Source organism: Bordetella sp. (assembly GCF_051960075.1).
GTDB lineage: Bacteria > Pseudomonadota > Gammaproteobacteria > Burkholderiales > Burkholderiaceae_B > Bordetella.
In genome coordinates this window covers 38,829-61,602 of record NZ_JBQCER010000019.1, presented here as the reverse complement: position 1 = coordinate 61,602, position 22,774 = coordinate 38,829, and the positions used below count along the sequence as shown (strand labels likewise).

Annotated in this window: 23 protein-coding genes; 8 read left to right on the top strand and 15 right to left on the bottom strand. The window is 64.1% G+C overall.

The genetic code is table 11. From position 1 onward, the window contains the following. Positions 1-5: 5 nt before the first annotated feature. Positions 6-701, bottom strand: coding sequence for a fumarylacetoacetate hydrolase family protein (locus ACTHJ1_RS02350; protein ID WP_440187083.1), 696 nt, complete (start codon positions 699-701; stop codon positions 6-8). Positions 702-755: 54 nt separating this feature from the next. Here ACTHJ1_RS02350 and ACTHJ1_RS02345 point away from each other — a divergent pair, with 54 nt between their 5' ends. Beyond that, positions 756-1,142: a hypothetical protein gene (locus ACTHJ1_RS02345; protein WP_440187080.1), complete on the top strand. Its 387-nt coding sequence runs from the start codon at positions 756-758 to the stop codon at positions 1,140-1,142. Between the two features lie 24 nt (positions 1,143-1,166). On the opposite strand, the gene ppa is transcribed toward ACTHJ1_RS02345, so the two are convergent. From ppa to recA, 11 genes are all read right to left on the bottom strand, one after another. Then, entirely contained in the window at positions 1,167-1,697 is a 531-nt protein-coding gene (gene ppa / locus ACTHJ1_RS02340) for an inorganic diphosphatase (protein ID WP_440187077.1), read from the bottom strand. 3 nt (positions 1,698-1,700) lie between these two features. Continuing rightward, entirely contained in the window at positions 1,701-3,281 is a 1,581-nt protein-coding gene (locus tag ACTHJ1_RS02335) for a heme biosynthesis HemY N-terminal domain-containing protein (RefSeq protein ID WP_440187074.1), read from the bottom strand. Between the two features lie 3 nt (positions 3,282-3,284). Then, a complete protein-coding gene (locus tag ACTHJ1_RS02330; RefSeq protein WP_440187071.1) occupies positions 3,285-4,514 on the bottom strand; it encodes a uroporphyrinogen-III C-methyltransferase in 1,230 nt (409 codons plus the stop codon). 48 nt (positions 4,515-4,562) lie between these two features. Further along, positions 4,563-5,345, bottom strand: coding sequence for a uroporphyrinogen-III synthase (locus ACTHJ1_RS02325; RefSeq protein WP_440187068.1), 783 nt, complete (start codon positions 5,343-5,345; stop codon positions 4,563-4,565). A 37-nt stretch (positions 5,346-5,382) separates the two neighbouring features. Further along, positions 5,383-5,517, bottom strand: coding sequence for a hypothetical protein (locus ACTHJ1_RS02320; protein ID WP_440187065.1), 135 nt, complete (start codon positions 5,515-5,517; stop codon positions 5,383-5,385). Then, complete coding sequence (locus tag ACTHJ1_RS02315) at positions 5,504-6,223, bottom strand: TerC family protein (RefSeq protein ID WP_440187062.1); 720 nt, start codon at positions 6,221-6,223, stop codon at positions 5,504-5,506. The genes ACTHJ1_RS02320 and ACTHJ1_RS02315 overlap by 14 nt, the downstream gene beginning before the upstream one ends. 158 nt (positions 6,224-6,381) lie before the next feature. Beyond that, positions 6,382-7,275, bottom strand: a complete 894-nt coding sequence (sucD, locus tag ACTHJ1_RS02310) for a succinate--CoA ligase subunit alpha (RefSeq protein ID WP_440187059.1) — start codon at positions 7,273-7,275, stop codon at positions 6,382-6,384. A gap of 26 nt (positions 7,276-7,301) precedes the next feature. Then, complete coding sequence (gene sucC, locus ACTHJ1_RS02305) at positions 7,302-8,462, bottom strand: ADP-forming succinate--CoA ligase subunit beta (RefSeq protein ID WP_440187057.1); 1,161 nt, start codon at positions 8,460-8,462, stop codon at positions 7,302-7,304. A gap of 52 nt (positions 8,463-8,514) precedes the next feature. Then, positions 8,515-9,123: a DUF2889 domain-containing protein gene (locus ACTHJ1_RS02300; RefSeq protein WP_440187054.1), complete on the bottom strand. Its 609-nt coding sequence runs from the start codon at positions 9,121-9,123 to the stop codon at positions 8,515-8,517. A gap of 268 nt (positions 9,124-9,391) precedes the next feature. Further along, positions 9,392-10,015: a recombination regulator RecX gene (gene recX / locus ACTHJ1_RS02295; RefSeq protein WP_440187051.1), complete on the bottom strand. Its 624-nt coding sequence runs from the start codon at positions 10,013-10,015 to the stop codon at positions 9,392-9,394. Further along, the gene (gene recA, locus ACTHJ1_RS02290; protein ID WP_440187048.1) at positions 9,993-11,081 is read right to left on the bottom strand and encodes a recombinase RecA; all 1,089 of its coding nucleotides are present in this window, start codon (positions 11,079-11,081) and stop codon (positions 9,993-9,995) included. Before recA ends, recX begins: the two co-directional genes overlap by 23 nt. 226 nt (positions 11,082-11,307) lie before the next feature. Between recA and ACTHJ1_RS02285 the strand changes: the two genes are divergently transcribed. After that, positions 11,308-12,000, top strand: a complete 693-nt coding sequence (locus ACTHJ1_RS02285) for a response regulator (protein WP_440187045.1) — start codon at positions 11,308-11,310, stop codon at positions 11,998-12,000. A 118-nt stretch (positions 12,001-12,118) separates the two neighbouring features. Then, complete coding sequence (locus ACTHJ1_RS02280; protein ID WP_440187117.1) at positions 12,119-13,498, top strand: sensor histidine kinase N-terminal domain-containing protein; 1,380 nt, start codon at positions 12,119-12,121, stop codon at positions 13,496-13,498. Positions 13,499-13,532: 34 nt separating this feature from the next. Here the strand turns inward: ACTHJ1_RS02280 and ACTHJ1_RS02275 are convergent, their stop codons facing one another. Beyond that, on the bottom strand, positions 13,533-15,353 hold the full coding sequence (locus ACTHJ1_RS02275; RefSeq protein ID WP_440187043.1) for a TRAP transporter large permease: 1,821 nt from the start codon (positions 15,351-15,353) through the stop codon (positions 13,533-13,535). A 46-nt stretch (positions 15,354-15,399) separates the two neighbouring features. Next, positions 15,400-16,407 (bottom strand): TRAP transporter substrate-binding protein, encoded by a 1,008-nt coding sequence (locus ACTHJ1_RS02270; RefSeq protein WP_440187040.1) that lies wholly within the window; start codon positions 16,405-16,407, stop codon positions 15,400-15,402. 371 nt (positions 16,408-16,778) lie between these two features. Between ACTHJ1_RS02270 and ACTHJ1_RS02265 the strand changes: the two genes are divergently transcribed. Further along, entirely contained in the window at positions 16,779-18,446 is a 1,668-nt protein-coding gene (locus ACTHJ1_RS02265; RefSeq protein WP_440187037.1) for an MFS transporter, read from the top strand. Between the two features lie 169 nt (positions 18,447-18,615). After that, positions 18,616-19,206, top strand: coding sequence for a YdeI/OmpD-associated family protein (locus tag ACTHJ1_RS02260; protein WP_440187034.1), 591 nt, complete (start codon positions 18,616-18,618; stop codon positions 19,204-19,206). Between the two features lie 304 nt (positions 19,207-19,510). Here ACTHJ1_RS02260 and ACTHJ1_RS02255 read toward each other — a convergent pair whose 3' ends face one another. Next, entirely contained in the window at positions 19,511-20,101 is a 591-nt protein-coding gene (locus ACTHJ1_RS02255; protein WP_440187031.1) for a BPSL1445 family SYLF domain-containing lipoprotein, read from the bottom strand. Between the two features lie 168 nt (positions 20,102-20,269). Here ACTHJ1_RS02255 and ACTHJ1_RS02250 point away from each other — a divergent pair, with 168 nt between their 5' ends. The 3 genes from ACTHJ1_RS02250 (at position 20,270) to ACTHJ1_RS02240 (ending at position 22,724) form a co-directional block, all read left to right on the top strand. Next, the gene (locus ACTHJ1_RS02250; protein WP_440187114.1) at positions 20,270-21,169 is read left to right on the top strand and encodes a recombination-associated protein RdgC; all 900 of its coding nucleotides are present in this window, start codon (positions 20,270-20,272) and stop codon (positions 21,167-21,169) included. Between the two features lie 293 nt (positions 21,170-21,462). After that, positions 21,463-21,834, top strand: a complete 372-nt coding sequence (locus ACTHJ1_RS02245; protein WP_440187028.1) for a winged helix-turn-helix domain-containing protein — start codon at positions 21,463-21,465, stop codon at positions 21,832-21,834. Between the two features lie 35 nt (positions 21,835-21,869). Next, entirely contained in the window at positions 21,870-22,724 is an 855-nt protein-coding gene (locus ACTHJ1_RS02240; protein ID WP_440187025.1) for a universal stress protein, read from the top strand. Positions 22,725-22,774: the final 50 nt, after the last annotated feature.

Here is a 22,774-nt window from a genome sequence, read left to right as displayed (position 1 = left end):
TACAGTCAGTCGATCTTCACGCGCAATTCGCCCAGACCGTCGACGCCACCCACGAGCACGTCGCCCTTCACCACCGCGGCCACGCCTTCGGGCGTGCCGGTAAAGATCAAGTCCCCGGCCTTCAGCTCGAATAGGCCCGACAGGAAGGAGATGGACTCGGCCACGTTCCAGATCAGCTTGTCCAGCGTGCTGGTCTGACGGCGCTCGCCGTTGACGTCCAGCCAGATCGCGTTCTTCTCGAGCGTGCCCGTGACGCTGCGGGGATGGATGGGGCCGATAGGGCCCGACTGCTCGAAGCCCTTGCCCACTTCCCAGGGACGGCCCAGCTTCTTGGCCTCGCCCTGCAGATCGCGACGGGTCATGTCCAGGCCTACCGCATAGCCCCAGACACACTCGGCGGCCTCTTCGAGCGACAGATTGACGCCCCCTTTGCCCAGCGCCACGACCAGCTCGATCTCGTGGTGCAGGTTGGACGTCTTGGACGGATACGCCATGGAACCCGTCTCGCCTTCGGCGACCGGCACCAGGGCATCGTTGGGTTTGAAAAAGAAAAACGGGTCCTCGCGACCCGTAAAACCCATTTCCTTGGCGTGCTCGACGTAGTTGCGGCCGACGCAGTAGACGCGGTGCACCGGAAAGAACGCCTTGCTGCCCGCGACAGGCAATGCTACGACCGGTAACGCAGGGATGACATATTCCATGACTATTGAACCTCGCTGATCAATACTGTAACCATTCGAACCATCGTTTCCGGCATGATGCGATACGATTTATTCGACACCACGCAAAAGGATAGTCAGATGAAAAAAACTTGCCAACTCGCCCTCATCGCACTGACCCTCACGGCGCTCGCCCCCGTGTCCTACGCGCAGGATAAATCCGCCAATACCGGCCAGGGTTTCACGGCCGACGCAAAAGCCGCCGGACATGACATCGCCGACGGCGCGAAGAAGGTTGGCCATGCAACCAAGGACGCTGCGGTCGATATCGGCCACGGCGCCCGAGACGTCACGCGCGACATCGGCCATGGAGCAAAAAAGGGCTGGCAGGCCACCAAGAAAACGGTGAAGCGCGTCTTCCACAAAGACGGGTCGAGCAGCGGCAAAAGCACCGCCACCCCGAGCACTACCGGCAATCAGTAGCCAACGCAAACCCAAAGACCGAGATCAGCCCTTGCTGTAGCGTTCGGCGCTGCGCACGATTTCTTCGCGTGCAGCGTCGACGCCCTTCCAGCCCTTGACCTTGACCCACTTGCCCTTTTCCAGATCTTTATAGTGCTCGAAGAAGTGCTGGATGCGGGCGATGTCGTTGGCCGGCAGGTCTTCGTATGATCGGATGTGGTCGTAGACGGGGTACAGCTTGCTCACCGGCACGGCCAGCAGCTTGGCGTCGCCGCCCGATTCATCGTCCATCTCCAGTACGCCAAGCGGGCGGCAGCGCACCACTGCGCCCACGGCGATGGGGAAAGGCGTAACGACGAGCACATCGGCCGGGTCGCCGTCTTCCGACAGGGTTTGCGGGATATAGCCGTAATTGCAGGGATAGTGCATGGCCGTCAGCATGAAGCGGTCGACGAAGACAGTGCCCGACTCCTTGTCGACTTCATACTTGATGGGTTCGGCGTTGGCGGGGATTTCGATGACAACGTTGAAGTCATCCGGCAGGCTTTTGCCGGCCGGCACGCGATCAAGACTCATGGTTCAACCTTTTTTCTCGCTATGAGGATGGTAGGAATGATGGCCCGGGCTCGCGCCGGACGGCTTCGCGCCATCTTCGCCAGCCTGGGTTGCGGGGACTTCGAACGCGGCAGCCGGGATGGGCGCGCTATCGAAGAAATCTTCGACATTGATGGCCGAGCGCGGCGGCACGGCTGCCGGGAGCTCGTCGGCGGGCCGGGCACGCTCAAGGTGCTCGCGCGCATTGGGCTCGATCACGTAATCGACCGCGGGGGGAACCGGCAAGGACTCGGGCTCGGCCGGCATCGTGCGCGGCGCGACCGCCGGCAGATCGTATGCGCTCTCGGCGTGATAGGGATCGGGGTCCGCCTGAGTCTCGGCAGGCGGCAGGACCGTGTCGGCCGCCAGCACCGGCAGGACGACGCGCGCCTCGGTTGCCAGACGCCAATGCCGCATGGCGTCCTGGGGGCGGTTCAGGCGGTCGTACAGGCGTCCTAGCAATGCGTGGCACTGAGGGTCGTCGCGGCGTGACAGGCTGCGCTGCAGATAGCGTTCGGCCTGGCCCCAAAGCTGCCCGTTTAGGCAAAGCAGGCCCAGCGCCATAAGCAGACCGGCATCCACCGGACGCTGCTGCAGCCAGGTTTCGGCGCGGGCCAGACGGCGCGGCACCTGATCGGCCTGACAATGCGCATAGACCAACACCAGCGTAGGATTGAACTTGTCGCCGATGGCCGCTTCCAACACGCGCCCGGCCTCGCTGCCCTCGCCGGCCTCGTCCAGCGCCGCGGCGGCGGCCAACGCAATATTGGGCAGCAGCCGCTCGTCCGATTTAAGCTCCTTCCAGACGTCGCGCCAGCTGCCGTCCGCCGTGCCGGCACGCAAGCGCGCGGCGCCAGACTGGTCGGTTAATTGCAGGGCCTCGGCTTTATCAATGGCATGACGCCGCGTCAGGCTGCGCGTCAGGGCGAACACCCGGTCATGGTGATCCAGCGCTTTTTCGGCGCGCAGCAATAGGCGCAGGGTGTGCACGTGACGGGCGCCGCCGTCCTGCAAGGGCGCCAGCGCGTCGAGCGCCTTTTGGGCCTGCCCCTGCGCGAGCAGCAGATCTGCCGTCACCGCAGCAACGGTTTCCTGCAGTTGAGTGTCGGCGCCGGCGCCGGCCTGCGCCGCTTCGAGCATCTGGTCGCGCCGGGCATATTCGCCCATCTGGTGCGCCGCGCGGGCGGCTGACAGTGCGGCCAGCACCCGGCGGGTAACCGAACGGGTCTGCCTGTGCAGTTTGACGAAGCCTTTCTCGGCCTGGGCATAGCGGCCTTCGAAAAGGCCGATCCATCCCTGCTCAACCAGCTCCTGGTCGCGAGCCTGGGCGCGGCGGCCGCTCCACGCCCGCATGTGGTCGGGAATGGCGAGCAGCCAACCCAGAAGACGCAGCACCACATAAAGCGCTACGAACAGGGCCACCAGCGACAGCAGCGCCATCGTAAGCGACATCTCGACGCGCCAAGGCGAGATCATCAAAAGTACATTGCCGGGATGCTGGCGCAGCACCACGGCAACGCAAACCGCGACGACGACCAGCAACAGGGTCCAAAGCCAGGTACGCATGCGTCAGTCCTGTCCGTTCTTGGGGGCGGCATCCTGTCCGCCGGAATCCTGCCCGTTCTTCGCAGCCGCGGAACGCAGCGCCGCGAGTGCGTTCAGGCTGTCGGAAATATCGGGCAAGCGCACGGAGATCTCGGTCTGATCCAGCTGATGAGCCAGTTCCTGCGCCGACATGACGTCCGGCGTGTGTGTGTCGTAGTAGTGCGCCAGCGTTTCCTGGACATTGTCGAGTTCGGTTTTCCAGACCGGCTGCTGGCGCATCATCAGGGCCAGTTGGGCCGTCATCAGGCGCTGGCGCAAGGTGGCGCGCACCATGCCGGTCTGCTCGGGCGACAGCAGGATCGCGTCCGGCTTGGCCACGCGCTGTACACGGATCAGGTCGCCGAATTCACGCACCATGACCGTGGCGACGCGGGCCGGCCACGTCGCCATTTCGGCGCGCCAACGCAGCCACCACGATGCATCGGCAGGCAGATCGGCTGCGGCCTGCTCGGCGGGCGAGGCAGGCGCCGCGACTTCCGGCGCGGCTTGCGCCGCGGCGGCGCCGGGTACCAGCATGGGTGCGCGGCCGACCAGGCTCATCAGGCGCTCGAGCCGCGCGGTTTGAGTCGGCACGTCGACCGTGCTGACGGCGCGCAGGCGATCCAGGTCACCGTTGATGCTCTGTTGCAGGCCGACCAGGCTGGGGCGATTGGCCTTTGCCAGCCGCGACTGGGCCGTTTCCAGCGCCACGATGGCGTTGCTGACGTCGCCCGCCAGGCGTAGTTGCTGATTGGCCAGGTCGACGCTGCGCTCGACGTCGTTGAGCAGCATTTCATCGCTGCCGCCGCTGGAGAAGCTCTGCCAGGCCTGCTGCAAGGCGCTGTTTTGCGTCTGTACTTCGCGGATGCGGTTTTCCAGATCGGCGACCTGGCCCGTTTGCGACTGGGCCAGCGCCAGCGCCTGGGCCCCCGTCTGGCGCGCCTGCGCCAGATCGCTGTTGAGGCGGCCTATCTGGCCGGCAAACGCCTTTTCGGCGATCTGGGACTCGCGGTATTGGTTCCACAACGCCGCCGCCAGCGCGGCCGCCACGATAAGCAGCAGCACGAAGGCCTTGAGCAGGCCTGCGCCCTTACGCGGCTTGCGCTCGGTCGACTTGACCGGAGCGGCCGTGCCGGAGGATGGCGCGGCCGCCGCCTGTGCATTCTGGCCGTCTTTCGAAGCCTGCACGGAGAGATCGGGAGATGTTTCTGTCATAGGACACGATTGTACGTGGCGATTGTCATAGTGCAGGCGATGCGGATTTCAGGCAGTGACGATGGCCTGGAAAATCGAGTCGTCAGCGGGTATGCAAGTTTTTACCATCGGAGTCTGCCCCGAGCTTCCCGCTATCGCAAGCAGATATTCTTCCTGCCGCGGATGCGTGACGACGAAACGGCAGCGCGCCCACCAGTCGAACAGGCCCGCCGCCCGGACCGCATCTGCCGTGGCATCGATGCTCGCAATACTGGTCAGCAGCCAGACTGAAGTCTGTGCCTGCGCCTGGTCGGCCAGGCGGCGCAGTTGCCCCACCGAGTCCTGTGACCAGACGGCCGGCTTGCGACGGTAAAGGACATGACTGCGCACGTCGACCCCGGCTTCGACCAGACGTTCGGCCAGCCAGTCGCGCCCCGCTTCGCCGCGCACCAGCAGCGCTCGACGCGGCAAGCCCAGATTGGACAGCAATTGCAGCAAGGCCTCGGAGTCGTGAGTCGGCGCGTCCTCGGGCGGGTGAACGACGCGGCCTCGCGGGCCGAACTGCGGCGCCTCGCGCAGCGCCCGGGCGCTGGCCGGCCCCACCGTGGCGGCAAGCGTCGCAGCCGGCCAGCCGTCGGGCAGATCCGTTTGAGCCAGGTACATCCGAGCGGCATTGCCGCTGACGAAAACAACCAGGTCGAAATCGCCCGGAGCGGGGACCGGATCGGTGGTTTTCAGGGGAGCGAGAACCAGGGCAGGCAGAATCAGGGCTTGCCAGCCAGCCGCAGACAATCTGGCGGCCAGGGCCTCGTTGCGGCCCGACGGCCGGGTCAGGACGGCCGTCGGCTGCATGCCCGCGTCTGTTTGTCGGAAAGCAGAACCGGCGGTATCAGGCGAAGTGCATGGCCACCAGGACGATGACCACGCCCAGCGCCGCCAGCAGGCCCAGGCCTTGCAGCAGGCTCAGCCCCGAGTTGAGCGATTCGGACGTGGAGGTAGGCTGGGCAGATTTACGTAGACTCATGATGGGCATCCTTGGAAACGACGTCGCGACACCGGGCCAGCCATTGTCCCAGCAGGACGACCAGCATGGCGCCGCAGATCTCGACGATGATTTTAACCGCCAGCGGCGCCTCGCCAATGCGCGAGATCAAGAAAGCGTCATCGACCATCATCCCGCCCGCGATCCAGCCCAGCAAGGCCGCTCCCAGCATGATCAGGATCGGAAAGCGGTCGATCAGCCGGAGCACCAGGGTGCTGCCCCATACGATGACGGGAATGCTGGCCAGCAGGCCGAAGACCACCAGGCCCAGCTGATGGGCGGGATGCGCCCGCTCCGCCGCCCCGGAAATGGCGATCACATTGTCCAGGCTCATGACGAAGTCGGCCAGGATGATGGTCTTGATCGCCGACACGACCGACGCGCCGGCGCGTACCTCGTGGGCCGTGTTGTCGGGCAGCATCAGCCTGACGCCGACCCAAAGGAGCAGCAGGCCGCCGACGAGCTTGAGCAAGGGCAGGTCCAGGAGCTTGAGCGCAAAGGCCACCAGCACGATCCGCAGGACGATGGCGCCGGCGGTGCCCCAAAGCACCCCCTGGACGCGCTTGGCCGGCTCCAGGTTGCGGCAGGCCATCGCAATCACGACCGCGTTGTCGCCCCCCAGCAGAATGTCGATGGTGATGATCTGTAAGACCGCGGCCCAGCTCAGGGTCTGGAAGAATTCGAGCACGTCCGGCTACCTCTGCGTTCGTCGTTCGTTTGCATTTTACTTTCAATGCCCAGGGTTGACAGTTTTTTGTCAGAATTTATCGCCGGGCGAAGAAAAACCTCGCCGGGGTATTGCCCGCGGCGAGGTTTTCGGGCCCTGCCTGCGGCCCAGCGCGCCTGTTACAGCAATGCCTTGAGCAGCTTGCCCATTTCCGACGGGTTGCGCGTTACCGTGAAACCGCACTCTTCCATGACGGCGAGCTTGGCTTCGGCCGTGTCGGCGCCGCCCGAGATCAGCGCGCCGGCGTGGCCCATGCGCTTGCCCGCGGGCGCGGTGACGCCCGCGATGAAGCCGACGACGGGCTTCTTCATGTTGTCTTTGCACCAGCGCGCAGCGTCGGCTTCGTCGGGACCGCCGATTTCGCCGATCATGATGACGGCGTCGGTATCGGGATCGTCGTTGAACGCCTTCTTCACGTCGATGTGCTTGAGGCCGTTGATCGGGTCGCCGCCGATGCCGACGGCAGACGACTGGCCGATGCCCAGCTCGCTGAGCTGCGCCACGGCTTCATAGGTCAGCGTGCCCGAACGCGAGACCACGCCGACACGGCCCTTTTTGTGAATGTGGCCGGGCATGATGCCGATCTTGATTTCGTCGGGGGTGATCAGGCCCGGGCAGTTGGGGCCCAGCAGCAGCGTCTTCTTGCCGCCGGCGGCTTCCTTGGCCTTCATCTTGTTGCGCACTTCGAGCATGTCGCGCACCGGGATGCCCTCGGTGATGCAGATCGCCAGGTCCAGATCGGCCTCGACGGCTTCCCAGATGGCGGCGGCGGCGCCCGCGGGCGGAACGTAGATCACCGACACGGTGGCGCCGGTCTGACTGGCAGCTTCCTTGACCGAACCGTAGATGGGGATATTGAAGATCGACTCGCCGGCCTTCTTGGGGTTCACGCCTGCCACGAAGCAGTTCTTGCCGTTGGCGTATTCCTGACACTTCTCGGTGTGGAACTGGCCGGTCTTGCCCGTGATGCCCTGGGTGATGACCTTGGTGTCTTTATTGATGTAAATCGACATGTTGGATTCCTTCTCGGCAATGTGGCTTACTTGACGGCGGCGACGATCTTGGTCGCGGCCTCGGCCATGGTGTCGGCGCTGATGATGGGCAGGCCGGACTCGGCAAGCATCTTCTTGCCCAGTTCTTCGTTGGTGCCCTTCATGCGCACGACCAGCGGCACGCTCAGGTTCACGGCCTTGCAGGCGGTGATCACGCCGGTGGCGATGGTGTCGCACTTCATGATGCCGCCGAAGATGTTGACCAGGATGCCCTTGACCTTGGGGTTCTTGAGCATGATCTTGAAGGCTTCGGTGACCTTCTCGGGGGTGGCGCCGCCGCCCACGTCCAGGAAGTTGGCCGGTTCGCCGCCGAACAGCTTGATAGTGTCCATGGTGGCCATGGCCAGGCCGGCGCCGTTCACCAGGCAGCCGATATTGCCGTCCAGGCTGATGTAGGCCAGGTCGAACTTGGAAGCTTCGATTTCGGCGGGGTCTTCTTCATCCAGGTCGCGGTAGGCCACGATCTCGGGATGGCGAAACAGCGCGTTGGGGTCGAAGTTGAACTTGGCGTCCAGCGCGATGATGTTGCCCTTGCTGTCGCAGTTCAGGGGATTGATCTCGAACAGCGAGGCGTCGGTTTCCATGTAGCACTGGTAAAGCTTCTGCAGCACGTCCACGGTCTGGTCGACCGAATGGCCGGTCAGGCCGATGGCCTTGGCAATTTTCTCGCCTTGAGCCTTGGTCAGGCCGGTCAGCGGATCAACGTACTCGGTGATGATCTTCTCGGGCGTGGAATGCGCCACTTCCTCGATGTCCATGCCGCCTTCGCTCGAGGCGATGATGGCCACTTTCTGCGTGGCGCGATCGGTCACGACGGACACATACAGTTCTTTCTTGATGTCCGCGCCTTCCTCGATGTAGAGGCGGCGTACTTTCTGGCCTTCGGGGCCGGTTTGATGCGTCTTGAGCTGCATGCCCAGGATCTGGCCGGCCAGCGTCTTGACCTCGTCCAGCGACTTGCCCAGCTTCACGCCGCCGCCCTTGCCGCGACCGCCCGCGTGGATCTGCGCCTTGACGACCCAGACCGGCCCGCCCAGCTTTTCGGCAGCAGCCACGGCCTCTTCAACGGAAAACGCGGGAATGCCGCGGGGCACGGGCACGCCAAATTTCTTCAGCAATTCCTTGCCTTGATACTCGTGGATTTTCATGTGTTACCTGTCAGGACGTGTGTGTAATGAGGAAAAGGCGTCAGGCGCAAAATCAGGACGACATGTCGGGCGAGGCGGCCGCTGCGGCTTCGCCTTGCTCGCCTTCCTGGCGCCCGGCGTACCACCGGGGGTAATACTTCAGAACAATCGGGCCGTCGGTGCTCAGCGCATGGCAGCCGTCGAGCTGGAAAGGACGCTTGTCGGCGTTACTCTGGCCCGCCCGGTTGCGGCGAGCGCCGGCGTTGGCTTGCACCGCAGCGGTAGGTAGCACCTGCGAGAGTTCCGTCATGTGCGTGCAGCCGGCAGTACGCCCGAAACGCTCCTTGACCTGCCGCCGGAAATTCTTCAATAGATTCATGCCCACCATATCGCGGTAGGCGGGCGTGATGGCCATGCAGGACGCATCGTAGGGCGCCGCTGCGTAGCTGGCCTGGGCGTCGACGATGGTGTACTCGGCATCGATGGTGACGCGCAGAGTCATGTCGTGGACGTGATCGCCGGCTTTGTTGACCATGCCGTCGATACGGTGAAAATCGTAGCCTTTGTAGTCGATGAGTTCGGCTTCGAGATCCATCAGGCCGTCGGATCGCTCATAGGCCTGCACGCGTATGGAACGCGTGTGCAGAAGTTTGCGTGAGGTTTCCGGCTTGGGAAGGGACATGGCGTGCGCGGCTGTAAATGACGCATAGCAGCAAAACCATACGAGTATAGCGCAGCGGGGATGCGCTCGAATGTAACTTCGGACAGGGGAGTCAGGGGGCGTTATGGCTCTTTGGGAGAAGCCGCTTTGAGTTTTTTAGCCATCGAGGCTGACCGGCGGAATTCTGATGCTCGCCCGGTGAGCTCCGGTTGGCCGGCCCCGCGCTTCGGATTCCTCCGGGGTTCTCGAGGTAATGTGCCTCGAAGAACTTTCACCCTCTGCTTGCCTCTTACTCGTCTTCGTCGCCTTGGCCCAGGACGCGGTGTATGACTTCCTGCGAGAAGCCTCGGCTGGCCAGGAAGCGGGCCTGACGGGCGTAGTCGTTGCGGTCGGCGGGTTTGACGCTGTAGCGCTTGGACCAGACGGCCTGGGCTCGCTCGTGTTCGGTGGCCTTGAGGCGGGCGCCGGCTTCGGCGACCACGGCGTCGTCCACGCCGTGCTGACGCAGTTCCTGGAGAATGCGAGCGGCGCCGCGCAGCGGTGCACGGCGGTGGACCAGGCTCGCGGCGAAGCGCTCGTTGCTCTGCCAGCCTTCGCGTTGCAGGGCATCGAGGACAGCGTCGATTTCGGCCGGGTCTTCGGTGTAGGGGCGCAGTTTGCGGGCCAGTTCGTCGCGGGCGTATTCGCGGCGCGAGAGATAGCCGACGGCGCGGGCTTTGAGCGAGAGGCCTCGTCGTGGGGCTTGGGCCGCGGTGCCGGCCGAAACATCGGCCGAATTATCGGCCTCGGTATCCGAGGAGGCCGGCACGGATGAAACCCGCGAGCACGGAACCACCGTTTCGAAGCCGCCGTCGTCGGCAGGTGCGCCCCCGACGACGGCGCGGCGAGGCTTATTCTTCGGTGGAATCGGCATCGGCGACTTCTTCGGCCGAAGCGGTGAAGGCGGCGGCGCGGCTGACGATGCCCTGGTTTTCGCGGACCCGGTTTTCGATCTCGATGGCGATGGCGGGGTTTTCCTTGAGGTATTCGCGGACGTTGTCCTTGCCCTGGCCGATACGGTTGCCGTTGTAGCTGTACCAGGCGCCGGACTTCTCGACGATGTTCGCTTGCACGCCCAGATCGATGATTTCGCCTTCGCGCGAGATGCCGGCGCCGTACATGATGTCGAACTCGACCTGCTTGAAGGGAGGCGAAACCTTGTTCTTGACGACCTTGACGCGGGTTTCGTTGCCGACGACTTCTTCGCCTTTCTTGATCGAACCGATGCGTCGGATGTCCAGACGCACCGACGAATAGAACTTGAGCGCATTGCCGCCCGTCGTGGTCTCGGGATTGCCGAACATCACGCCGATCTTCATGCGGATCTGGTTGATGAAGATGACCATGCAATTGGTCTTCTTGATGGTGGCCGTGAGTTTGCGCAGGGCCTGGCTCATCAGACGGGCCTGCAGACCCGGCAGGGAATCGCCCATCTCACCTTCGATTTCGGCCTTGGGCACCAAGGCGGCCACCGAGTCGATCACGATGAGATCGACCGAGCCGGAACGCACCAGCGCGTCGGTGATTTCCAATGCCTGTTCGCCGGTATCGGGCTGGGAGATAAGCAGGTCTGCCAGGTTGACGCCCAGCTTGGACGCGTACTGCACGTCCAGCGCGTGTTCGGCATCGATGAAGGCGCAGGTGCCGCCGATCTTCTGCATTTCGGCAATGACCTGCAGCGTAAGCGTGGTCTTGCCGGAGGATTCCGGGCCGTAGACCTCGATGACGCGACCGCGCGGCAGGCCGCCCACGCCCAGGGCGATGTCCAGGCCGAGGGAGCCGGTGGACACCACCTGGATGTCGTGCTCGACCTCGTTGTCGCCGTAACGCATGATCGACCCCTTGCCGAATTGCTTTTCGATTTGCGAGAGGGCCGCGGCCAGCGCCTTGGCCTTTTCCGAGTTGGCCGAGCCGGCCGATTTTGCGGTCTTGTCGTTCATGGGGTGTCCTGGAGTTCCGTCTTGGGTAGGTCGATCTGGGGTGGATCGGGCGGCAAATTATGCACTGAATAATACTGGATATAAAAACAGTGTGCCAGTTTTTTGTCGCTCGACCGCGCCGGCACGAGGCGTCACGCCGGACCGCCGGCCCATAGGGTGCGGCCCGAGGGAATTTTCTGCCGCCTCGTGCAAAAATTCGCTTCAGAAAAACGTCAACCTCACCCTCATGCGCATCCTGATCGCCGAAGACGACAGCATCCTGGCCGACGGACTATCCCGCTCTCTGCGCCGCGGCGGCTATGCCGTGGACGTGGTCGGAGACGGCTCGGCTGCCGATCTCGCCCTGGCTTCGCAGACTTTCGACCTGCTCATTCTAGATCTGGGACTGCCCCAGCTCGCGGGTCTGGAGGTGCTGCGCCGCCTGCGGGCGCGCCAGTCGCTGCTGCCCGTGCTCATCCTGACCGCCGCCGACAGCGTCGAGCAGCGCGTACAAGGGTTGGATCTGGGCGCGGACGACTACATGGCCAAGCCCTTCGCCCTGTCCGAACTGGAGGCGCGGGTGCGAGCCCTCACGCGGCGCGGCGCAGGCGGCGGCAGCACGCTGGTGCGCCACGGCAGACTGGTGTTCGATCAGACCGGGCGCGTGGCCAGCGTCGAAGACCAGCCCCTGGACCTTTCGGCCCGCGAAGTCGGCCTGCTCGAAATTCTGCTGGCGCGCACGGGCCGCATGGTCAGCAAAAACCAGCTCGTCGATCACCTGTGCGAATGGGGCGACGAGGTCACCACCAATGCCATCGAGGTCTACGTGCACCGCCTGCGCAAGAAGCTCGAACCCAGCGGCGTGAAGATCGTCACCGTGCGCGGCCTGGGCTATTGCCTGGAACGGGAACAAAGTGCTGTGGCGCAAGGCGCGCGATAAGCGCCCGCGCAGGCCGGCGGCGCTCAACCCGGAGGCCCTGGCCGCCTTGCAAGCCGGCGCCAAGGGCCCCAGTCTGGCGCCGCCGCAGCGCTCGCTGCTGGGCGAGATCCTGGACTGGATGCTGGCTCCGCTTTTCCTGCTATGGCCCATGAGCGTGGCCATCACCTATGTGGTCGCGCAGCACATCGCCAACGTCCCCTACGATCAGGGCCTGGCCCACGATCTGCGCCTGCTCGCCAGCCAAGTGCGCATGGAGGGCGGGCACGCGGCCCTGCACCTGAGCGACAGTGCGCGCCAGGCGCTGCGCACCGACGAAACCGGCAATATTTCCTGGCTTGCCCTGGGCGGACACGGCGAGTACCTGGGCGGCGACCGCGCCCTGCCGCTGCCCGACGAACTGGGTACGCCCCAACCGGGCAAGGTGCTCTATGCCGACGGCGCGGTGCGCGGTTTCAACCTGCGCCTGGCCTATACCTGGATCACGCTCGGCGCGGCCGATGCCAGACCCGCGCTGCTGGCCGTGGCCGAGACTATGGAAAAGCGCACGCAGTTGGCCGACGACATCATCAAAGGCGTGATCATTCCGCAATTCGCGGTGCTGCCTATCGCGGTACTGCTGGTCTGGTTTGGCCTGAGTCGCGGCGTGGCGCCGCTCAACGCCCTGCAGCAGCGCCTGCGGGCGCGCCGGCCCAGCGACCTCTCGCCCATCGATGCGCGCGCGGCCCCCACCGAAATCGCGCCGCTGGTGGGCGCGATGAACGAGCTGCTCGACCGGCTCTCGGCCAACGTGGCGGCGCAGCGCCGTTTCGTCGCCGACGCGGCGCACCAGCTCAAGACGCCGCTGGCCGGCCTGCGCACCCAGGCCGAACTGGCCTTGCGCGATGCGAGCCCCGACGAGATGCAGTCCAGCCTGCGCCAGCTCGTCGCCGGATCCGAGCGCGCCACTCGATTGGTCAATCAGCTGTTGCTGCTGGCCCGAGCCGAGCATCCCGACCCGGCCGGGCTGGCCGCCTGCGATCTCAACGCACTGGCCTCGCAGCAGGCCGCGCTATGGGTGCCGCAGGCCCTGGCCCGCCGTATCGACCTGGGCTTCGAGGAAGCGCAGCGACCGGCGCTCATGCACGGCAACCCCGTTCTGCTGGCCGAATTGCTCAACAATCTGATCGACAATGCCCTGCGCTATACGCCCGAGGGTGGCCGCGTCACAGTGCGCGTGACGCGGACCGACATACAGGTCCGGCTTGAAGTCGAAGATTCCGGTCCTGGCATCCCCCTTGCCGAGCGCGAACGGGTTTTCGACCGCTTCTATCGGGTACTGGGCACCCGCACCGACGGCAGCGGCCTGGGCCTGGCCATCGTGCGGGAAATCGCGCAGAAGCATCGCGCCGAGGTCGATATCGTCGAACCGTCGGGCGCCGTTGCGTCGGGTTCAGGGGAAACCGCACCGGATCGCAGCGGTACGCTGGTCCGGGTGGCATTCCCGGCAGCGCCGGCCTGAACCTGCTTCGCGGCGCTTCGAGCGCCGCCGAGCCTTAGAGGAATCCGGTCGAGAACCAGGGCACGCAGGCGACGGCAATCAGCGCCACGATCAGGACGGCCAGGTAAGGCCAGATGCGGCCCAGGGCCTCGTCGCTGGACACCTTGCCGATCAGGCAGGTCTGGTAGAAGCCCACGCCGAAGGGCGGCGAGAACAGGCCGATGCCCATGGCCAGGATGGCGACAATGCCGTACTGCACCTCGTGGATGCCGAGCTGCTGGGCCACCGGGAACAGCAGCGGGCCGAACAGCACCATGGCCGGCAGGCCTTCGAGCACGCTACCCAGCACCAGGAACAGCACCACCGAGACGGCCATGAAGCCGGCGCTGCCCCCGGGCAGGTGAGTCATGATGTCGGCCAGCGACTGGGCGAAGCCGGCCTGGGTCAGCGACCAGGCCATGGCGCTGGCCGAGCCGATGATGAGCAGGATGGCGCCCGACAGCGCCGCGGTCTCGACCAGGATCGGCATCAGTCGGCGCCAGTCGAAGCAGCGATAGACGAACAGGCCGACCAGGACCGAATAGACCACGCCGACCGTGGCCACTTCGGTCGCGGTGGTAATGCCGGCCAACACGACATAGCGGATCAAAAAGGGCAGGATGAGCGCGGGCAGGGCCACCACGAACAGGCGGCCGATTTCACGGGCATTGGCCTGTTCGCCTTGCGGCTTGTCCTTGCGGGTGCGAAAGAACACGAGCACGGCCAGCCCGAGGGCGGCCAGGCCCGCGGGCAGCAGGCCGCCGGTGAACAGCGCCGAAATCGAGACGCCGGTGACCGCGCCGACGATGATCAGGACCAGGCTGGGCGGAATCGTTTCGGACATGGCGGCCGATGAGGCCAGTAGCGCGGCGAGTTCGCCGGGGGCCACGCCGCGCCGGCGCATCTCGGGCAGCAGCACCGGGGCTACCGCCGCCTGGTCGGCGGCCTTCGAGCCCGAAATGCCCGAAATCAGGTACATGGCGGCGATCAGCACATAATGCAGCCCGCCGCGCCGGTGACCGACCAGGGCGGCCAGAAAATTGATCATGGCGCGGGCGATGCCGGTCATCTCCAGCAGCAAGCCGAGCACGACGAACATGGGCACAGCCAGCAGTTCGAGGGAAGACATGCCCTGGTCCATCTGGCTGATGATGACCGAGAGCGGAATCGTACTAGTGAAATGAATGTAGGCGAAGGTCGAGACCGCGAAGCTGAAGGCGATCGGCACACCCAGAAAGATGCAAAAGCCGACCATGCCCAGGAAATAGATCAACAGCTCGGCGTTGCCCAGGTCGAAGGCGTTCTCGACGCGGTCGAGCGCGAACCAGATCACGGCGCAGAAGATCACCACGGACGCGATCTCGGTCCAGTTCGCATTGCCGAGCAGCTGGCGCAGCGCAACATAGAGCAGGAGGACCAGCGCCGCGATCTGTCCGTAGGTCTCCCAGGAACCGGGCATCTGCAGCACTGGAGTCAGGATCGCCGCCTGCTGCCCGGCATAACCTATGCCGGGGACGATCAGGCCCAGCGTCACGACCACGACCAGCGTAGCCGCCAGACAGCCGGCCAACCGCTGGGCGCTCGAACCCAGGCGGTTCAGGATCACGGTCATGCGCATGTGCTCGGTGCGGCGCAAGGCAATCACCGCCCCGAGACTTACCAGCCAGAGAAACAGAATCTCCGCGAGCTCGCCCGTCCAGACCAGGGGATGATCGAACGCGTAGCGCCCGACCACCCCGGCAAACAGGAGAATGACTTCGATGGCGACCAGGCAACCGGCTACCCATTGGCTGACCAAGTCGACGACCCGATCGAGGCCGCGAAAGAAACTGTTCACAAACTATCCCCTTCGGATATTTATTGTTCTCTGACCGGCAAGCATTTTACGCGAGCGGGCCGGTGGTGCTTTCGAGGGCTGCCCAGAGCTGCGCGCCGAACTTCTCTTTCCAGGTCTTGTAGAAACCGGACTGGGTGAGCGCCTTCTGGAACGCCGTGGTATCGGGCGTGGCGAACTCCAGGCCCTGCTTCTTGAGCGTGGCTTCGAGCGATTCCTCCAGCTTCTGGTTGTCCTTGCGCTGCTGCAGCGCCTGGGCGTCGAACGTGTCGGAGATCACCTTCTTGTGCGCGTCGGGCAGTCCGGCCCAGAACTGGCCGTTCATCAGCAGCCAGTAGCCGACCCACATGTGGTTCGTGACCGAGCAGTACTTCTGCACCTGGTAGAACTTCTGCGTCTCGATATTGCCGTACGGGTTTTCCTGTCCATCGACCACGTGGGTCTGCAGCGCGGTGTAGAGCTCGGCGATATTGATCGTGGTCGCAGCCGCGCCCAGCGACTGGAACAGCGAGAGCGAGATCGGGCTGGGCGGGACGCGGATCTTGAAGCCGTGCAGGTCCTCGGGGGTGTTGATCTGCTTGGTGCTGGACGTGACCTGGCGGAAGCCCTCGTCCCAGATGCGAGGCATGGCGTGCAGCCCGGCCTTCTCGATATCGGCGCGCACCATCGCGCCCACCTTGCCGTCGATCGCCGACCACGCCATTTCCGTCGACTTGAAAGCGAAACCGACGTTATTGATCGCGGCGGTCGGCACCAGCGACGCCAAAATGTTGTCGCCGATCGCCATCATCTGCATGGCGCCCGAGCGCAGGTTCGCCAGCATGTGCGTATCGTCGCCGAGCTGGCTGCTGGGGAACACCTGCAGCGTGACTTCGCCCTTGGTCGCGTCTTTGAGCTTGGCTGCGGCGGCGTTCAGATTCACGGTCGTCGGATGGTCGCTCGCCAGGTCCAGGCCCAGCTTGATCACCGTCTTGCGCGCGGCGAAAGCCGGCTGGAATGCAGCGGTGGCTGCCAGCGCCGTGGCACCGGTCAGAATTTGTCTGCGCGTGATTGTCATGGTCTTCCTCCTGCTCTTAGAGCGGCTAAAAAAATTGTCGTGAGACGGGTACCGCGCGGTACCTGCAGCCTCGCATATTGGCCAACACCAGCCGCGCCTGGTCGCTCTTCGTTTTCGAACGCGGGTCAATATTCGGGATGATGGGGGGTTGTAATGCCTGTCCTGATGCAGATCAATCCAGTAATACGAGAACCAGCCCAGACTTCGAGCTCATATTGGGCCGACATGTTCGCACTGAAAATTGACGTTTAGTTGAAAATGTCAGCCTCTCGTCAGCGTCGGCTCCTACCTTACGCTCCAGCCGCCGGACGCCGTCCGCGCAGGCGCGACCGAGCACGGCGCACAAGCGCCGGCCACACAGAGGAGACATTATGAGCACCATTACTACGCAGGCGGGTGCGCAACCGCGCCCCATGACGCGCGATGAGCGCCGCGTCATCTTCGCCTCGTCACTCGGCACCGTGTTCGAGTGGTACGACTTCTACCTATACGGTTCGCTGGCGGCCATCATTGCCGGGCACTTCTTCTCCGGCGTCAACCCCACCGCCGGCTTTATCTTCGCGCTGCTGGCCTTCGCCGCCGGCTTTGCGGTTCGCCCCTTCGGCGCCCTGGTCTTCGGCCGCCTGGGCGATCTGGTCGGTCGCAAGTACACCTTCCTCGTCACCATTCTCATCATGGGCCTGTCGACCTTCATCGTCGGCCTGCTGCCCAGCTACGCCACGATCGGCATCGCCGCTCCGGTCCTGCTCATCCTGCTGCGCCTGCTGCAAGGCCTGGCGCTGGGCGGCGAATACGGCGGCGCGGCCACCTACGTGGCCGAGCATGCGCCGCACAACCGCCGCGGCTATTTCACCAGCTGGATCCAGACCACCGCCACGCTGGGCCTGTTCCTCTCGCTGCTGATCATCATGGGCGTGCGCCTGGCCATCGGCGAGAAGAACTTCGCCGACTGGGGCTGGCGCATCCCCTTCCTGGTATCCAGCATTCTGCTGGCCATCTCCGTCTGGATCCGCCTGCAGCTCAACGAGTCTCCCACCTTCCTGCGCATGAAAGAAGAAGGCAAGGGTTCCACGGCCCCGATCGCCGAATCCTTCGGCCAATGGAAGAACGGCAAGATCGTGATCCTGGCCCTGCTGGGTCTGACCGCCGGCCAGGCGGTGGTCTGGTACACGGGTCAGTTCTACGCCCTCTTCTTCCTCACGCAGACACTCAAGGTCGATGCCGGCACGGCCAACGTCATGATCGCCGTGGCGCTGCTCATCGGCACACCCTTTTTCGTGATTTTCGGCGGCCTGTCCGACCGCATCGGCCGCAAGCCCATCATCATGGCGGGCTGCCTGATCGCGGCGCTGATCTATTTCCCGATCTTCAAGAGCATCACGCACTACGCCAATCCGGCGCTGGAAAAGGCCCAGGCCTCCGCCCCGGTCACCGTGATCGCCGATCCGGCCACCTGCTCATTCCAGTTCAATCCGGTAGGCACATCCTCGTTCAAGAGCTCGTGCGACATCGTCAAGTCGTTCCTGGCGCGCAACTCGGTCAACTACCAAAACCAGACCGCGCCGGCCGGCACGGTGGCCAGCGTCAAGATCGGTGACACCCAGTTCTCGTCGTTCGAAGGCTCAAGCCTGCCCGCCGCCGAGTTCAAGACCAAAGCGGCCGAGCTGGACAAGGCGCTGACGTCGGCCATCCGCACCCACGGCTATCCGGCCAAGGCCGATCCTGCGCAGACCAACAACGTGATGGTGGTCGTGCTGTTGGCCATCCTGGTCATTCTGGTCACCATGGTCTACGGCCCCATCGCCGCGATGCTGGTCGAGATGTTCCCCACCCGCATCCGCTATACCTCGATGAGCCTGCCTTATCACATCGGCAACGGCTGGTTCGGCGGTTTCCTGCCCCCGGCGGCTTTTGCCATCGTAGCGGCCACGGGCAACATATACGACGGTCTCTGGTATCCCATCATCATCGCCGTCGTGACCCTGGTGATCGGCACGCTTTTCATCCGCGAAACCAAAGACGTCGACATCAACGCCTAAAGCACGCTCCGTCCGGGCCGGACCACCCGTCCGGCGCTTCAGGGCCGGATTCCGCGCAGAGCGGAATCCGGCTTTTTTGTTCGGGAACATCGAACTCACTCCCCGCCAGCCGTTCAAACAGTATTTCGATGCATACTGCTGCGGACGGGTTTTCGACCAGGACGCAGCGATGACCAAACCGGCTCAAGAGCGCCATATCTGCTCGTTCGCCAATTCGCAAGATTTCGAAGCCTGGCTGGCGGATCGAGCGATCGACGATCCCGGCGCCTGGGTGAAGTTTGCCAAAAAGGCATCCGGCATCCCCTCGATATCCAAGCAGGAGGCGATCGATATTGCGCTGTGCCACGGTTGGATCGATGGTCAGCTGGACCGCTTCGACGAGGCGCACTTTCTCGTCAAATTCACGCCGCGCAGGGCGAAAAGCAAATGGTCCCAGAACAATCGCGAGCGCGCGCAGCAGTTGATCGCTTGCGGCAGGATGACGCCGCGCGGGCTCGACCAGATCGAAAAAGCCAAGGCCGACGGACGCTGGGATGCCGCCTACCCGTCGGCCGGCAAAGCCGCCATGCCGGAAGATCTTCATGCCGCGCTGCAGGCCAATCCCGCAGCGAGAAAAGCCTACGACGGGCTCGATGGACAGAATCGATATGCGATTCTTTACCGTATAGGCGATGCCAAGAGGCCGGCGACGCGTGCGGCTCGCATCGAGAAGTACGTCCAGATGCTTGCCCGCGGAGAAACGCTCCATCCAAAATCATGACGCCGCGAGCCCGCGACGGATTCGCCTTGCCCGCAAAAGCGCCTGCCTGAAACAGTCCGAAATTTCTTCGCGGATCCAGGCCGGAAAGTTCAGAACGCTGTCAGTGCCGGAAACCTAGACTGCTTCCATCAGCTCTTGGTCTTGGATCGCTTTTCCTGCATACAGATCCCCTGCCGGAAAAAACCAGGATCCGGAACTGACGCCGATGCCGTGTCCCCCGCGAGCCTTTTTGACGCGGCATTGTGTGCCTTATGAGGGCCAGCACTATGTGCTGGCCTCTTTTTTTGCTTTGTCTTGTCAGACGTCAGAGATCGAGTCGGGTCACCTTGGTGCCGTTGATCGATACATCTCCCATCAAACCGGCGTTGGTCAGCACGAACACCTGCACCGGCGACGTCGCTGTGGTCGTATCGACCGCGCCGTTGACGCCGAGCTTGACCACGGCAACCGACGCATCGGCGCCGGCGGCCCATCCGTCGGAACTGCGGAATTTGGTCAAGGCATCCTGCGTCATGAACAGAAAGATGACGGCCTTCGATTGCGCGCCGGCCTGCAGGCCGACCGACAACGACGACGTGTTGTAGTAGCCCACCGTCGCTCCGCCCACGCGCAACGCGCCATTGCCGGTCTGGCCGCCCACGAAGAAGCCGGCCTGAATCACATTCGGAAACACAAGCACGCCACGCGATTTGGCGACGAGCTCGCGCGAACCGGGCACTTTCGCATAAAGACGAGACAGCGTCGCATTGACCGATGCATTGATCGCTTCGCGCTTCGATGCATTGGTCGACGCATTGTCGGGCGTGTTCTGCGTGGTCGTGCAGCCGGCCAGCGCGAGGCTGCCGGCCATGACCGCGATAGCTGCGGCCTTAAATACAGGATTTCGCTTTTGCATTGTTTGCTCCTTATCGGTTCGGAGTGCGTTCCGGCGAGCGAAATGGCCAGCCGGAAAGACGAATTCAGTTTTTCAAACACCCGGCGTCGAAACTGTACGCATATGTACCAACACATGACGTCTTCTTCAGGCGGACGTCGTATAGAATCGCTGCTTTTGCCCAAAGCCATGTGGTTCAAGAATCTCAAGATCTACCGCCTGTCGGCCCCCTGGAAACTCTTTGGGGAAGCGCTAGAAACGGCCCTGAGCAGACACGCCTATCGGGCCGGCAACAACCTGGAAATGCAGAGCCTGGGCTGGGTCGCGCCGCGAGAAGGCGGGCCTCTGGCTCACGTGGGCAACAAGCAGATCCTGCTGGCCCTGCGCGCCGAGAAGAAACTTCTGCCCGCCACCGTCGTCAACCAGACGGCCCGTGCCCGCGCGCAGGAAATCGAAGAACAGCAGGGCTATAAGCCCGGCCGAAAACAAATGAAGGAAATCAAGGAACGCGTCACCGACGAGCTCCTGCCCCGCGCCTTCAGCATCTACCGCGACACCCGTATCTGGATCGACACCGTCAACCACTGGCTGGTGGTCGACGCCGCCGCCTCGGCCAAGGCCGACGAAGCCATAGGCCTGCTGGTCAAATCGATCGACGCGCTACCCCTGGAAAACCTCTTCGTCGCCACGTCGCCGGCCTCGGCCATGACGGGCTGGCTGGCCGCAGACGAGGTTCCCGGCAACTTCACCATCGACCGCGACGCCGAGCTGCGCGCCTCGGGCGAAAGCCGGGCGGCCATCCGCTACGTCAAACATGCGCTGGAAGCCGACGAGGTGCGCCGCCATATTCAGTCGGGCAAGCAATGCACCCGCCTGGCCATGACCTGGGCCGACCGGGTGTCTTTCGTGTTGACCGAAGCGCTGGACGTCAAGCGCGTGGCGCCGCTCGACGTGATCAAGGAAAGCGAAGACGCTGCGCTTTTGAACGACGACGAGAAGTTCGAGTCCGACTTCACCCTGATGACCGGCGAGCTGGCAAAGCTCATGACCGAGCTCGTCGATACGCTGGGCGGAGAAAAACGCGGTTGAAGCGTTCATTTGCCGCGGGCGTCTCCAGAAAATCGGGTTGCCGGGCGACCCGATGACTTAAAGCGGCTCGTGTCGGATCAGGCCTGCTACGGCCGACATCGGCAGGCCCGGACCCTGCCTGAAGCCCAGAAACTCACCCACCGCCGCGCTACCTGCGCAAAACCGAAGCTCGTGTGCAGGCTGGCCGGGATCCAGTTCATGGCCGAGGCAAATCACCACCTGAGTCGCGATATTGCGCTTGCGCATGTTAATTAAGCTTATTTTAAGAAAAATAAGCCAGCATAATGTGCAGAATGCATAAGCCCCGGAACGACTCTCCTTCCCACCGCATGCAGTTGCGCATGCGCGTGTACCGTGGCGACGACATCGCGATCGGCCCCGGCAAGATCGCGCTATTGCAGGCCATAGAGCGCACGCATTCCATCAGCGCAGCGGCACGCGAGCTGGGCATGTCTTATCGCAGAGCGTGGCTGCTGGTCGACGAACTCAATCGCTCGCTGCGCGAGCCAGCCGTCGCCACTGCCACCGGCGGTGCGCATGGCGGCGGCTCGGTGGTCACGCCCAGCGGCCTGGCGCTGATTCAGTGCTACCGCGCCGTCGAAGACACCGCCATCGCCGCGGCGGCCGAACAAATCGCCGCGCTAAAGCGTATGCTGGCTCCATAGCAACACCCGCGTCTATCCGCTGCAGGAGGCCCCCTATGAAGCAAATCATCGCCTGCATCGACGGCATCGCCCGCACTCCGGGCATATGCGACTACGCCATCTGGGCGGCCGGCCGGCTCGACGCCGACCTGGATTTTCTGCACGTCATGGAAAAAGCGCCCGACTACCTCCCGCTTTCGGAGCTGACAGGCAATATCTGGCTCAGTTCGCAGGAATCCCTGCTGCAGGATCTGGCCGAGCTGGACCGCCAACGCAACGACCTGCTGCAGGAACAGGGGCGGCAATGCCTGCAGATGGCCATGGAACGCGCGCGCGCTCAGGGCGCCACGCGCGTCGCCTGCACGCAGCGCCAAGGCAGCCTGCTCGACATTCTGTTGGAGGTCGAAGCCGACACGCGCCTGTTCGTGCTGGGCCATCACGAACACCGCATCAAAGCGTCGCGGCTGCTGCCCGATCATCGGCTGGAATATGCCGTGCGCGGGCTGCACCGGCCCATCATGGTGGCCGGTGCAGACTTCAGGGATCCCGCCAGTTTCATGGTGGCCTACGACGGCAGCCCCACGGCAGACAGGACGGTGGACATGGTGAGCCGCAGTCCCCTGCTGGCAGGCCTGCCGGCACATCTGGTGATGGTGGGCCGCACGTCTGCGCCGGCGCAGGCCGCGCTGGAGCGCACCCACGCGCAGTTGGCGCAGGCAGGGTTCGCGGTTCAGGCCGTGCGCGTCCCGGGCGAGCCCGCGGCGGCGCTGGGCGACTATGCCGAGCGGCACGGCATCGACCTTCTGGTCATGGGCGCCTACGGCCATACGCATATCCGGCACCTCATGCTGGGCAGCACGACCACGGCCATACTCGGGCAGTTGCGCGTGCCGCTCCTGATACTGCGCTAGCGGCGCAGCCCTTGGCAAAAACACCGCGCCTGGGCGCGCCGATGCGCAAG